The organism is Telluria sp. LT1R51-2 (genome assembly GCF_059685775.1).
Genome location: NZ_JCASIM010000001.1, coordinates 863,521 through 877,019, shown reverse-complemented (window position 1 = coordinate 877,019; position 13,499 = coordinate 863,521). Strand labels below are relative to the sequence as shown.

Sequence of the window (13,499 nt, the reverse complement as noted above, 5' to 3'; positions counted from 1 at the left end):
GAGTCTGTTACAGCAGCCGCGCTGAAACTACGGATGCGTTTTCACATTGGAAGTAAATATGGTGCCAGACCAGATTCAGGACGGCTTACGCCCTCTGCGTCTTGAAGAGGATTCATTCATACGCGCTTTGCTTCAGCGGGCACGGGACGGCGAGCGTCTGCTCGTCCAACTGGAGCATGCTCAGGTATTTGACATGAATGATGGCAAAATGGGTAGCGTTCAATTTGCCGGTCACGACAATCGGTTTTTAGGCAGTTGCCTTGTTGAGGCGCAGTACATCGATCTCGATGGCGTCCCAGTGAGTATCGTTCTCAATGCGGACACAACCGGGCAGCTCTATGAACTCGACATCTGGAAGGCAGACTTTTCCCCACTTCAGGCATATCCGGTTTTTGAACGTGTGACAGTCAAGGCTTGATATCGTAGGGTTGTACTAGACTGCCTTTGTCCACAAAACGTCACGCCATCGCAGGGAAACCGTGCATCCATCCGCCAGATTAGTGTTCCGTACCATGTCGATGCTTGGCGTGGCTGCCGTTATCGGTGTGACGATCGCCACCTTCACCACCTGCGGCGTTGGACTTGCCCATGGAACGGGCACCTGGTGCGCGTTACCACTGGTTTGGTTCATCGGCTTCCCGCTTGCAATCACCAATGCGCTTATCTTTGGCCTGCCACTAGCGTTTTTATTCTGCAAGTTGCGTCTGACGCGATGGTGGCAGTTCGCAGCGACAGGCTTTATCTGCGCCACACCTGTATGGATGGAGCTTGCCGAGCCATTCACATCTGTCCGTTGGGCGCAATTCGGTCTGTATGATTCATTGAATTGTCTCGGGTCGGGCCTTGCCGGTGGACTTGCTTACTGGTGGATAAGCCAGAAAGTCGGTATTCGTCGTGGTATTGATGAGATGGCGCCCTAGTCATTGGAAATGGGTGACCGGTCGCTTTGGGTCAATTGCTGACTGTCAAGACAGCGTGTGTCCTTTCCAGCCGGAGTAGCCGAGTAGCCGAGGTCAGGTCTGACATTCGGACTCGGATTCTTACTTGGTACCTTCACTAGTGCATCCATAAGTAGACTTTTTGCTGAGCTCGTGTCTGAATGTCAGACCTCGTATATTGAAGATGCCAACGCACCAGTAGACAATAATGGTGATGTGGCCGGTCGGGGTGATACTGTTCAGACTGAGTGCCATTGAACACGTGGGTCAGATTGGTGCCCCCGCCCGTTTCATTTTATTAGTCCAAACGGTATCTTGGGCCATCGCTGTTCTTTGCGTAAGCACGCATACAGGAGAGGTCAAACTGGAAGCGATGCGCGAGGTTTTGGGAATTGACGTTAGCAAATCAAAGCTCGACATCAAGTTGCTAATCAACGGAAAGTAAAAACGAATGTGCTGCAGAACACGCCTGCAGGGCACAAGAGTTTGCTGGAATGGATGGACAAATCGAAGGCGTCACGTTCTTCACTACACGTGTGCATGGAGGCGCCAGGCGTGTACCACGAGGCCTTGGCTTTAACATTGTATGACGCTGGTATCAAGGTAAGCATCGTCAATCCTGCCTGCATCAAGGGCTTTGGACACGGCGAAAATATCCGTTATAAGAACGATGAAATCGATGCTGGCCTCATTGCTCGCTATGGTCATGAATCCAGAACCATGGACCCCACCGCCGCTGGAGCAACGCCAGCTGCGAGGATGGACGCCACGCGTTCAAGCACTGAAAGACATCCGGCAGCAGGAAGAGAATCTGCTGGAAGCTCACACGATCCGTGGAATGGAAGACGTTGCGACGCACGTGAAGACGCACATCATGTGGCTCGACATCGAAATCAAAAAGCTAGAAAAGGAGATCGACGATCACATCGATCAGAATCCTAATCTGACCCCTGCCCCTGCACTGGGTTATCTTCGACCACGTAGTCGTCCAAAACTTCAGACAATAGCGTGCCATGGCCACGACCCTCGCCTTCGATGAGGCGCTTCATTTTGCATCCGTCATGATGAGATACTGGCTTAACGTTTTACCAGGCGACGTCCGTTTGCACGACGCTAAGCTCTTACACAGCGTGGACCAACAGCGGAAATCGGGTCTTTCGTGACAATGTGTGAGGTTGTGGCAAGAAGAAATCGCTATAGTTGACTTTTCATAATTGGTACGTTCCCCGGTAGATAGCCAAGTAGGGTTTGAAACATAAAACCATAAAACGATCGAATCGCAGACACTCAACCGAAATACGTGGGCACTTCCCATCCCGCAAACAGCGCATGAGATTTCTTTCTGCGCTCGCAATTGGAATGACACGCTTAAAGCTTTGACATTTCCAGACCTTATATAAACAATAACGAAAATTTAAATGAACACGCATTTGCAAACGCAGGAACCTTCGCGAGGAGTGCGGCCAGGATTTCATCCGGCCTTTAACATCAATTTGTTTGGCGAAGCGGAACGTAAAATTTTAATAGCCTTGTCTGCTGATTTCTATCTAACAAACGACGGAAACGATGCGATACTAGGCAAAAATGCTCGGTATCGATATTTCCTTCTGAAAGTCCCAGAAGAATATTCTGAAGAATTTAATCTTCATCGTGAAATTGTCTGTATCTTTTCTAGCTATTCAAAATTTGAGCCGCGCTCGCTCGATTCCTATGAAGTAGCTCTCCAAGAATATCAGGCTCTTCGACTTGAGAGCGTATGCCGTATTTTAATTTCAGCAGACTCTGACGTCGAGTCAGCATTAGATGGGCTAATCAAATCCAATCCTGAGCAGCCCATTATTGTACCGTTTACTTACCAGGAATTGCAGCAGGAAATTTCACAAAGCTTTTTGCGATCTCGCTTTCGGAAATGCTTTTTTACTCGGAATTTATTTAACTTTTTTTCACCATTACAAAAAGATCTTTACTTTTTTGGGCGGACACAAACAGTTCAGCACTTAATCGCGCGACATGAAAGCAGCGAGAACTCCGGGCTGTTCGGTCTACGTCGCAGTGGAAAAACCTCGGTTATTTACGGCGTCGAGCGTGCAATGGCATCAAGAGCGAAACGTACTGTTACAATTGACTGTCAGAGCCCCAGCGTTCACCAGCTCAGATGGAACGAACTGCTGCACAAAATCGTGGAAGAGACTCACAAAGCTAAAGATTCAAAAGTTCGACTCAGAAATCGCTCGGCTTATACAACTCAAGATGCAGCTGCAATTTTTGACGAAGAAATGTTGCTTGTGCATGCTTCAAAAAAAGCTGATCCGATTCTCCTGATTTTTGATGAGATTGAGCGTATCTCGCCTAAAACCGCCTCGTCAGCGCACTGGCGTGATGCGGATGATTTTGTTTATTTTTGGCAATCTGTCAGAGCATTCTTTCAGCGGAATCGTAGTATCTTCACCTTTCTGCTCGTAGGAACAAATCCATCTTGCATTGAGGCGAGCACCGTCAATGGACAGGACAATCCTATATTCGGTTCTCTGCCGCGAGACTATCTTACCCCTTTTGGTGCCGATGAGGTCGCGGAAATGGTCGGGCGCCTTGGAACGTATATGGGTCTTATGTTCGATCCTATACTTTATGGAAAGCTTGCGGACGATTTCGGAGGACATCCATTCTTGATACGTCAAGTTTGCAGTGAAATCCATGACTTGGCACCACGCGAGAGGCCGACTCTTGTGGACAAGCCGCTATACGAGCAAGCCGTTTCGTCTTTCAAAAAGAAATCTGGGCCTTATTTGAGCATGATTCTAGATGTCTTGAACGAACAGTATCAAGACGAATATGAAATGCTTCGTTATCTGGCAATTGGCGACATGGATGCTTTTAATTCACTAGCCCAAGTCAGTGATGCTTACACAGATCACTTGCGTGGCTATGGATTGATTACAGTTTCTCAACACGGAGCCGTGTTTCGTATTGAGTGTATTAAAGATTTCATGTTAGACCGACATAAATATACTTCACTGACGCTCTCACCAAGCCAACGTGAGGCTGAGGTAAGTAATCGCCGCATCCGGCTTGAACAGGGACTGCGAAAGATAATACGAAATCAGCTTAAGGCAGCATTCGGACCAAAATCTGCTCGTGACAAAATTTTATCTTCGGTCCCTGAGAAACGGCGTGAATATTTAGCAACTTTCGACCTAGAAAATATTTTTGCACCAGATAATAGTCCACTTTACTTTCTTGAACTTGCACAGGTGCTGGGCCGTGAGTGGGAGTCGTTTAAACACATTTTCCCGTTCGACAAGAATAAAACTATTGTTATGCTTGAAGAGATCAATTCTATGAGACGAGATGCTCACTCAAACGAGATAACGCTAGACGCATTAAACGAGTTGCGCATTTATTTCAGCCGGCTAGAACCAGTAATAGCTGAATGGATATGATTTTAAAAGACTTTAATCTATTTTTAGATTCGACTTTTGGTTAGCTTGTGGCAGGCTTCATCGTTCATCTACACCTACCGGTCCTCGGGTAACGTTTCCGGCTCGGGCTGCGCTTGCGGTTCGGGCGCAGTCTCCGGTGCATTCGCCGGTGCGGGTTCCGGTGCAGGTTCCACTTCTTCGGCAGTCTCCGCCGGCGGCAAATCTGCCGGCTCTGCCGGAGGCAAGCCGGGCGGCACCGGTTGCGTCGTCGGCGCAGCCCGCGCCGCTGGTGCACCAGGCCGCGGCTGCGGCTGCGGCTGCATCTGCCCAGGCGCCTGCCCCAGTGCCGGATCGCGCGCCTTGAACCGCCACGCCGAAATCGTGTCCGCATTGTCCAGGCCCGCAAACCGGCTATCAAAATTGGCGACCTTCAGCGGCCTGGCCGTCGACAGGCTATGCACAGCAACCACGCCCGTCGTGCCGTCCCCCAGATACAACACGCCCCACTCGGCCTTGCCCGTCAGCGGATCGACGAAGATCTTGCGCAGGTGCCGGCGCACGCCCGGCACGCGCGGGTCCTTCAGCAATTCCTTGAGCGATGGCGGGTACGGCGAGGCGCCTTGCGGTGTGGCGGCCGCGTAGCTGTCGAGCGCTGCGCTGAAGGCGGCGCCGATGTCCAGCAGTTCTTCTTCGGCCGCCGCCCGTTGCAGCAGTGCGCCGATCTTGAGCGTGGCGGCGCCCACCAGACCGATGATGGTGACAAAGATGATCAGGCCCAGATAGGTGAACCCGGCCTGGCGCCCGCGGCGTATCCCTGCCCGAACTACCATTCCAGATAGGGCCGGCCGCGCCGGTCGTTGCCAGGCGCCCCGCTGCGCAGGTTGGCAAAGCCGCCCTGCTCGCCTTCGTGCGGCGCTTCGAGGATCCACGTGTCACGCGCCTCGGTGACCGGGTCGAGCGGGATTTCACGCAGGTAGCGTGCCTCCACCAGCTGCTCGAGCGATTCGGGATAGCGGCCCGTATCGGAGCGGTATTGATCGACCACCTGGCGCGTGTTGCGCAGGTTATCGGCAAGGATCGTCTCTTTCGCGCTGTCGATGCTGGGGAAAAAGCGCGGCAGCGCCACCGTCAGCAGCAGCGCGATGATCCCCAGCACGACCAGCAGTTCGATCAGCGTGAAGCCGCGGCCTTTTCCATCTGCGTGCATGCGCATTGTGCTCACCTCGTGCTCACCATTTGTTGTAGGGGATGCCGTTCAACCCCACCCGCGTGGAGCGCGAATACACATCATAGACATCGTCGCCTTCCTGCGGTTGATCCGGCTCGCTCGCATAACTGCGCTTGCCCCAGGTGGCGGCGTCATCGAGATCGCGCTCCGGCGTGAACGGGTCGCGCGGCAGTCGTCGCATGAAATAGATCTTTGTCTGTTTGGGACTGCGCAGGTCGGGCACGCCCTGCACCAGCAATTCCAGCCGCGCCGGATAGCCGCTGGCGTCGGCGGCCTTGGCCACGCGGCCTTCATCGGCGGCCTTCTTGTACGCATCCAGGCCGGCGCGGATCTCGCGCAGGCCGCGCCGCAGTTCCTGCTCGTCGCGGCGCTGCACCGTCACTTCGGCCACCGGCAGCACCAGGGTGCCGAGCAAGGCCAGGATCGCGAGCGTGACGAGCAGCTCGATCAGCGTGAAGCCGTGCCGCGCGCGCATGCCCGGCTGCGTCATCGCTGCGGCACAGGCGGCGTCACGCCGGGCGGGTAGGCGGCCGGCTGCGCCTCGGCCTCCGGTGCAGATGCAGATTCAGGCACTGCCACCGGCTGGCCCGGCGGCGCCGATGGCGGCGAACCCAGTTGCGGCGTGGCCGGCAAGGCCGATGGCGGCACCGAGAACGACGTCGCGGGTTCCTGTGCTGGCGGCGGCGCGACCGGCGTCGTGACGGTCGCCGGCAGCGCCAGGGCTGGCACGGCGGGCCGCGCGCCCGTCGCCGGCAGCGCTACCGGTGCGCGCACGGCATTGTCGGGCCGGCGGCGGAAGCTTGACTCGGTGCCGGCGCCGAATTCGGATGCCGATGCTGGCGGGCGCTGCACCGCGCGCACGATGCGCGGCGTGATCGACAGCAGGATCTCGGTGCGTCCGTTGCTGTCGGTCTGGCTGCCGAACAGGCGGCCAACGATCGGCAGGTCGCCCACGCCCGGCACCTTGGTGCCGCTGCTGCGGTCTTCATTGCTGATCAGGCCAGCGAGCACCTGGTTCTCGCCATCCTTCAGTTGCAGCATGGTGGTCGCCGAGCGGCTGCCGATGCGGTAGGCCACCGTGCCGTTGCGGGTCTCGACGCGCTCGCCCAGCGTGCTGACCTCGAGGTTGACGCGGATCGCCACCTCGTTGTTCAGGTAAATCGTCGGCTCGACGTTCAGCGTCAGGCCCACGTCCAGGTAGGTGATGTTATCGGACGCAAAGCCGCCGATCCCCGACGACACCGTCGCCGAGATATTCGGGATCTTGTCGCCAATGACGATCTTGGCCTTTTCCTTGTTGCGCACGCGGATGCGCGGGTTGGCCAGCGTCGTCGTGTCGCCGTCGGTCTTGCTGGCGTTGAGCGTGGCGCTGATCGGGCCCGTCGTGATCGTGCTGCTGTTCAGGCCACGCAGCTGGTCGATGGTCAGCACATTGCCGTCGAACGACGTCAGTGGCGAGAACCCCAGCGATGTCGGCCAGTTGATCCCCAGGTCCATCACGCTGCTGCGGTTGATCTCCAGCACCTCGACATCGAGCATCACTTCCGGCTCCGGCACGTCCTGCAGCGCCACCAGCTGCGTGGCGATGCGGATCGCTTCCGGGTTGTCGCGCAGGATCACCAGGTTCAGTTTTTCGTCGACCACCACGTCGCGGCTCTTGAGGATCGTCTTGAACGTGTTGGCGATGGACTTGGCGTCGGCGTTCGCCAGGAAGAACGTCTTGACCGTCATCTCCTGGTACTCGCGCAGCTTGGCCGCGACGTTCGGATAGATCAGGATCGTGTTGCCGTCCATGACCTGGCGCTCGAGCTGGTTCGTCATCAAGAGGTAGTACACGGCCGCTTCGACGGTGCTGTTCTTCAGGAAGATCGAGGTGCGGGTATCGGCCTTGACGTCCTTGTCGAAGATGAAGTTCAGGCCCGAGTGGCGCGCGATGATCTCGAACACCTGCTTGAGCGGGGCATCCCGAAATTCGAGGCTGATGGGCTTGCGGTAGCTGGCCGCCAGCGCTGCCGGGCCGGATGGCGCAGCAGCGGCTTTTTCGTCGATCTCCAGCAGCAGCAGGCGCGCCGCCTCGTGCGCCGGACGCTCGGTCAGCACGGCTGCAAGCTTGTTGCGCGCGGTGTCGATATCGTCCTTCTCGAACGCGGCGCGCGCCTCGATCAGTGCGGCCGCATGACGCCGGTCCGCCTCCACCTGGCGCAGGCCAGCGCGGGCGCGGTCGTTGCCCGGATCGATGGTCTGCACGCGCCGGTATTCGCTGCTGGCCACGTCGATCTGGCCGGCGGCCAGCGCGCGGTCGGCCGCGTCCACGATGCGCACGACGGCGCCGTCGCGCGCGCGCAGGTACGCCGCCTTGTATTCGGGATTGCCAGGGTCGGAGGCCAGCGCCTCCTGGTACTTGGCCAGGCCGGCGCCAACCTTGTCCTGGGCCACCAGTGCGTTGCCCTCCTGGTAGGCGCGCTGCGCCGCGCAACCCGCGAGAAGAAACGGCAACAGCAGCAGGGTCAAACCCCGCATCGGCGAACGAGCCATCAATCGAATACTCCAATATTGAGCTGCTGGACCTGGTCCAGCGGCAGGTAAGTCAGGGTCAGCGTGGGCGGACGGATCGCGTCGACGCGGTAGGCGCCGTCGATCGTCGCGCCGTCGCGCACGAGATAGGTGCGGTCGTTGCGGGCCAGGTAGATTTCCCACACGCCGTCCTGGAGCGACTTGCCGATGTACTTGAACGGCAGCGGTGGCGCCACGGGCGGCGGCGATGGCGGCGGTGGCACGTTCGATGGCGGCGGCGGTGGCGGCGTCCAGTCGTGGCGCGCGAACAGGGCCTGCTCGCCCTCGCCGAAGCGATCGCCGTCGGCGCCGATCAACTCGTCGCGCGGGACCAGGCGCACGATCGCGGTGTCCGCGACCGGCTTGACGACCACCGCGGCCGTGCTGCGCGCGGGCGCGGTGGCGGCCGTCTTGGCCACGCGCTCGGCCGGTTCGGCCAGCGTGTTGTCAGGGGTGGTGTCGCCAAACACGACCAGGCCGGCGGCCAGCGCCAGCGCACCACCCATGGCGATGTGACGGGGCTTCATCGCGCTTCTCCCGGTGCTGCGCTGCGCTCGGCGAGATAGAACGTCAGGCGCAGCCGCGCATCGACGCCCGCTGCGCCGATCGCGTCGCGGCGAAACGCCACGTCGTCGAGCGAGGCATGCGGCACCGCGCGCAACACGTCCATCGCGAACTGCCAGATTGCCGCGTAACTGCCCTTGACGGGCAGGTTGATCTGATAGGCGACCAGCCGGGCGTTGCGGTCAACGGTGGTGCGGTACTCGCCCTGCTCCAGCGTCAAGCCATGGCGGGCGGCCAGTGCGAACACCGCTTTCAACTGGCGCTCAACGCTGCGCGCATCGCCCAGCGTCGCGTAAAACTGCGCCAGGTTCTGGTCGCTGCTCGGTGGCGGCGCGCTTGGTGCCGGGCGCGGTGGCAACGGCGTGCGTGCAAGGCGGCGCGCCGCGTCGTAGTCTGCCTCGAGCCGGGCGCGCGCCGGCACCAGCGCGACCTGCACGGCGGCGCCGGCCACGAGCAGCGCCACGACCAGCGCCACCAGCGGATTGACGCGCGCGAGCAGCAGGCGCGCGCGCAGTAGCAGGGTCGCGAGCGTCATGGCGTCCCCCATTGCACGCTGACCTGGAAGCGCAGCGGCCGGTTCGGGTCTTCCTGCATCACTTCATGGCGCATCAGCACCACACTCGTGAACCATTCCTCGGCCTGCAGGCGCGTGATGTAGGCCAGCATGTCGTCGCTGTTCTTGGCCTCGGCGCTGATGCGCAGCGTGCGCCGCTTGGCGTCGGGCTCCAGCGCCAGCAGCGCAATCGAAGCCGGGGTGGCGTCGGCCAGCGCCGCCGCCAGGTCGCGCCATGGCAGATTCAGTTGCTGCACGGCGGCGTTGACGGCGGTGACCTGTGCCGGCGCCAGGGCCACCTTCGGCGCGGCCGCCACCACGACGGGCGGCGGCGCACTGCGCACGGCCAACGCCGCCTGCAAGTCGGTCAGTTCCTGCTGCTGCTCGACGTAACGCTGGGTCATGAAGCCTGCCGGCACGCACATCGCCAGCACGGCAGGCAGCATGAAGATCAGGCGCGGCGGCGTGCGAAACAGCGTGCGGCGCAGGCCCGGCGGGGCGAAATCGATGCGGGTGCGCTTCACGCGGGCGCTCCCGTACGCGCCAGGCGCGCCAGGTCGGACCAGCCGTCGCCGGCGTTCTGTTCGAGCAGGCTGCAGGCGAACTTCAGGCGCCCCGGGCTGCTGCCCCAGGCGGCCGGCGCGGCGCCGCACAGTTGCAGCCGCTCGGGCCGTCCCACGCCCACGCGCAGCGCTTCGCGCGCCACGTGCGCTTCCAGCCAGTCGCGATCGGCGCCGGCCGGGATCGGGCTGCTGCGCACGGCCATCAACACCGCGCCGTCATACGCCGCAAGCGACAGCACGCCGCCATGCACCTGGCCGAACCACGCCCCTGCCCTGCGCGCCTGGCGCCACTGATTGAGTGCGGCGACGAACTGCGGCCGGATGTCGACCAGGTGAAAGTGGTGCGTCTCGGCAGCCAGCTGCAAGCCATCGAGCAGATTGCGCGGCGCGGCGCTGGCCAGGAACGGCTTGGCCGCATCCCAGTCGGCGCGGATCACCCACTCGGCAGGCGGGGCCCCGAACAGGTGCTGGAAGCGCAGCGCAGCCACCCCTTCAAGGTCGCCCGTGCGCGTGGCGCCTTGCGGCGGCGTGACCTGCCACAGGCGGATCAATTCATCGGCCAGCACGACACTCACCGTCCAGCCGCCAGGCGCATGGTCGGCAAACAGCGCGGAGAGGCCCGTGGCCAGCGCATCGGGCGCGAACAGGTCGAGCCGCTGCTCGGCCAGCAGCACGGGCGCGCGGCCGAACAGGCGGTTGACCCTGACCAGAGCCAGGCCATCGCTGGCAATGCCCAGGCGCAGAGTGTGTCCAAGGTGCTTACGCATGCAGCGTCACCCGCTTGATTTCATCGATGGTGGTGGCGCCGCGCCGCACCAGGTCAAGCGCGGCCAGGCGCAGGCTGCGCGTGCCATTGGCGTGAGCCGCGGCCTTGATGCGGCGGATCGGCTGCTTGTCGACGATCAGTTCGCGGATCTCGTCGTTCAGGGTCAGGATTTCGGCGATCGAACGGCGGCCCTTGTAGCCGGTGCCGCGGCAATCGCCGCAGCCCTTGCCTCGCATGAACAGGTAATCGCCCACCTCGGCGCGCTCGAGGTGTACCGAGGCCAGCTCGAGATCGGTCGGGTCGTGCCGCTCGCCGCAGCGCGGGCAGTTCATGCGGATCAGGCGCTGGGCCCAGATGCCGTTCAGGGCCGAGACGAACGCATATGGATCGATGCCCATGTGCGTGAAGCGCCCGAACACGTCGAACACGTTATTGGCGTGGACGGTCGTCAGGACCAGGTGACCGGTCAGCGCCGACTGCACCGCGATTTCGGCGGTCTCGCGGTCGCGGATCTCGCCGACCATGATCTTGTCGGGGTCGTGCCGCAGGATCGAGCGCAGGCCCTTGGCAAAGGTCAGGCCTTTCTTTTCGTTGACCGGGATTTGCAGGATGCCGGGCAGCTGGTATTCCACCGGGTCTTCGATCGTGATGATCTTTTCGCGGCCGTTGTGGATTTCGGTCAGCGCCGCATACAACGTCGTGGTCTTGCCCGAGCCAGTGGGGCCCGTTACCAGGAGCATGCCGTAGGCTTCCTGCGCCAGGTGGCGCAGCGTGACGAGCGATGGCGCGTCGAACCCCAGCGCTTCGAGCGTGAGGGAGCCGTAGGCTTCGATCATCGCGCGCTTGTCCAGAATACGAATCACCGCATCTTCGCCGTGGATGCTCGGCATGATCGACACGCGCAAATCGATGTCGCGCCCGGCCGCCTCGACCCTAAAGCTCCCGTCCTGCGGCACGCGGCGCTCGGCGATATCGAGTTCGGCCAGCACCTTCAGGCGCGAGATGATGTGCTCGGCCAGCTCGATACCGCCCACCGTCGTGGCGTGATCGAGCACGCCGTCGACACGGTATTTCACGGCCAGGCCGCCGGCCGTGCTTTCCAGGTGGATGTCCGAGGCGCCGGCTTTCAACGCGTCGTACAGCGTGGAGTTGACCAGCTTGACGGCGGGGCTGCCCGCTTCGGACACCGAGGCGAACGACAGCACGGTGCCGATCTTGCCGTCGCGCCGGCCGTCGGCAGCACCGCCCACGAGCGAATCGACAGCGCGCGCTGATTCCTCCTGCTTGGACAGGTAGGCCTGGATGTCGGCCTGCTGCGCCAGGCTCAGGTCGAGCGGCCGGCTGGGCATGGCGCGGGCCTGGGCACCGAGCCACGTCTGCAGGTCGAGGTCGAACGGATCGGCCACCACGCCCACCAGGCGCCCGTCGGCGTGGCGCAGCAGCGCGCAGTGGCGCGACAGCGCCTGCGCCAGCGGCAGCAGGTCGAACGCCGGTGCCAGTAGCAGCATCTCGCCCGTTTCCATCACCGGCAGCGCAAACAGCGCGGCCAGGGCCTGCACCAGTTCACGCGCATCGCGCCCGGTCAGCGCTTCCAGCTCGGCCACGAGGCCCCGGCGTGACACATTAGCCGCGGCTCTGGCCTGCGCCAGGATGGCGGGATCGAACGGCGCGGTGGCCACGGTATCGGCGTGCGTGTTCATGACATGTCTCCTGCCAGGTCGAAGATCGGCATGTACAGCAGCACGACGATGGCGCCAACGACGAGGCCGATCGCCGCCATCAGCAGTGGCTCGAAGGTGCGCGTGAAGCGGTCGATCCAGCGCCCGATTTCGCCATCGTAGAACGCGGCCGACTGGGTCAGCATCGGCCCCATCTCGCCCGTGCGTTCACCCACGCGCAGCATGCGCAGCGAGATCGGCGTGGTCAGGCCATGCGCTTCGAAGGCGTTCGACATCGGCTCGCCCGACTCGATCGCGGCGCGCGCCGCCGCCAGGTTTTTTGCCAGGTGCGGCGAGACCATCTGCTGCACGGTCTCGATGGCGCCGACGATTGTGATGCCACCTTCGGTCAGCATGCCGAGCGTCAGGTACAGGCGCGAGAGTTCATACACGCGGGCCCGCTCGCCGATGCCCGGCACGCGGCGCAGCAGCCGGCCCATGCCGCCGCTGCGGCGCAGGTGGCGGATGCCGGCCACGATGCTGGCCACCACAAGCACGGCGCCGATCAGGATCGCGGTCCCATGGCCGGACGCAAACTGGCCCCAGTCGAGCAGCCGCTGCGACAGCCATGGCAGGTCGCGACCGGCGCCCTGGTACACCTCGGCAAATTTGGGCACCACATACCCGATCAAAAAGCCCGAGACACCGCCACCGACCATCAGCAGAATCACCGGATAGATCGAGGCGCTGACGATCTTGGCGCGCACGGTGTCGATGCGCTGCTGGTAATCGATGTAGCGCGTCAGCGCGCGCGGCAGGTCGCTGGTGCCTTCGGCGGCGCGCACGATGCCAATGTACAGCGGCGGGAACAGCGCCGGCTGCGCCGCCAGCACGGCAGAAAAGCGCTTGCCTTCGCGCAGGCCGCCGAGCAGGCGTTCAAGCACGGCGCGGGTGGGCGCGGCGCTTTCCTTTTCCAGCAGGGCTTCGAGGCTTTCGACGATGCCCAGGCCCGCATTGAGCAGCGCGAGCAGTTCCTGGCTGAACAGGACCAGAGATAATTTGGCGCCGCGCGAACTGGCCAGGCGCGCGCCGCGCGCCGGTTCGACCGCGCTGACAAACAGGCCGCGCGCCTCGATCTGGCGGCGCGCATCCTGCGCGTCGAGCGCATCGACGACGAGGTTGGCGATCGACATGTCGGGCGCGAGGGTGCGAACGGCGAACTGCATGGGCGGCGCTGTCAGGTGGGTGATACGAAAA

General features: G+C 61.6%; 14 protein-coding genes. 4 read left to right on the top strand and 10 right to left on the bottom strand.

What is annotated here, in order from left to right; genetic code table 11:
• The first annotated feature begins 58 nt into the window (after positions 1 to 58).
• The 4 genes from AC56LH_RS03880 (at position 59) to AC56LH_RS03865 (ending at position 4,378) form a co-directional block, all read left to right on the top strand.
• Complete coding sequence (locus tag AC56LH_RS03880; protein WP_499644200.1) at positions 59 to 418, top strand: DUF6984 family protein; 360 nt, start codon at positions 59 to 61, stop codon at positions 416 to 418.
• Positions 419 to 512: 94 nt separating this feature from the next.
• Positions 513 to 920: a hypothetical protein gene (locus AC56LH_RS03875; RefSeq protein WP_499644198.1), complete on the top strand. Its 408-nt coding sequence runs from the start codon at positions 513 to 515 to the stop codon at positions 918 to 920.
• A gap of 471 nt (positions 921 to 1,391) precedes the next feature.
• A complete protein-coding gene (locus AC56LH_RS03870) occupies positions 1,392 to 1,880 on the top strand; it encodes an IS110 family transposase (RefSeq protein WP_499644196.1) in 489 nt (162 codons plus the stop codon).
• 476 nt (positions 1,881 to 2,356) lie between these two features.
• Complete coding sequence (locus AC56LH_RS03865) at positions 2,357 to 4,378, top strand: AAA family ATPase (protein ID WP_499644194.1); 2,022 nt, start codon at positions 2,357 to 2,359, stop codon at positions 4,376 to 4,378.
• 74 nt (positions 4,379 to 4,452) lie between these two features.
• On the opposite strand, the gene AC56LH_RS03860 is transcribed toward AC56LH_RS03865, so the two are convergent.
• Genes AC56LH_RS03860 through AC56LH_RS03815 form a run of 10 tightly spaced genes read right to left on the bottom strand, consistent with a single transcriptional unit; the run spans position 4,453 to position 13,468 of the window.
• Positions 4,453 to 5,187: a type II secretion system protein gene (locus AC56LH_RS03860; RefSeq protein ID WP_499644192.1), complete on the bottom strand. Its 735-nt coding sequence runs from the start codon at positions 5,185 to 5,187 to the stop codon at positions 4,453 to 4,455.
• On the bottom strand, positions 5,181 to 5,564 hold the full coding sequence (locus tag AC56LH_RS03855; RefSeq protein ID WP_258836117.1) for a type II secretion system protein: 384 nt from the start codon (positions 5,562 to 5,564) through the stop codon (positions 5,181 to 5,183). The genes AC56LH_RS03860 and AC56LH_RS03855 overlap by 7 nt, the downstream gene beginning before the upstream one ends.
• A 22-nt stretch (positions 5,565 to 5,586) precedes the next feature.
• Positions 5,587 to 6,060, bottom strand: coding sequence for a type II secretion system protein (locus AC56LH_RS03850; RefSeq protein ID WP_499644190.1), 474 nt, complete (start codon positions 6,058 to 6,060; stop codon positions 5,587 to 5,589).
• An 11-nt stretch (positions 6,061 to 6,071) separates the two neighbouring features.
• On the bottom strand, positions 6,072 to 8,120 hold the full coding sequence (locus tag AC56LH_RS03845) for a secretin GspD/PilQ domain-containing protein (protein ID WP_499644188.1): 2,049 nt from the start codon (positions 8,118 to 8,120) through the stop codon (positions 6,072 to 6,074).
• Positions 8,120 to 8,665, bottom strand: coding sequence for a hypothetical protein (locus tag AC56LH_RS03840; protein WP_499644186.1), 546 nt, complete (start codon positions 8,663 to 8,665; stop codon positions 8,120 to 8,122). The genes AC56LH_RS03845 and AC56LH_RS03840 overlap by 1 nt, the downstream gene beginning before the upstream one ends.
• A complete protein-coding gene (locus AC56LH_RS03835; protein ID WP_499644184.1) occupies positions 8,662 to 9,237 on the bottom strand; it encodes a hypothetical protein in 576 nt (191 codons plus the stop codon). Before AC56LH_RS03835 ends, AC56LH_RS03840 begins: the two co-directional genes overlap by 4 nt.
• On the bottom strand, positions 9,234 to 9,779 hold the full coding sequence (locus tag AC56LH_RS03830; protein ID WP_499644182.1) for a PilN domain-containing protein: 546 nt from the start codon (positions 9,777 to 9,779) through the stop codon (positions 9,234 to 9,236). Before AC56LH_RS03830 ends, AC56LH_RS03835 begins: the two co-directional genes overlap by 4 nt.
• Complete coding sequence (locus tag AC56LH_RS03825) at positions 9,776 to 10,585, bottom strand: hypothetical protein (RefSeq protein ID WP_499644181.1); 810 nt, start codon at positions 10,583 to 10,585, stop codon at positions 9,776 to 9,778. Before AC56LH_RS03825 ends, AC56LH_RS03830 begins: the two co-directional genes overlap by 4 nt.
• Positions 10,578 to 12,284 carry a GspE/PulE family protein gene (locus AC56LH_RS03820; protein WP_499644179.1) on the bottom strand — a complete coding sequence of 569 codons (1,707 nt, stop codon included), beginning with the start codon at positions 12,282 to 12,284 and terminating at the stop codon, positions 10,578 to 10,580. Before AC56LH_RS03820 ends, AC56LH_RS03825 begins: the two co-directional genes overlap by 8 nt.
• A complete protein-coding gene (locus AC56LH_RS03815; RefSeq protein ID WP_499644177.1) occupies positions 12,281 to 13,468 on the bottom strand; it encodes a type II secretion system F family protein in 1,188 nt (395 codons plus the stop codon). Before AC56LH_RS03815 ends, AC56LH_RS03820 begins: the two co-directional genes overlap by 4 nt.
• Between the last annotated feature and the right edge of the window lie 31 nt (positions 13,469 to 13,499).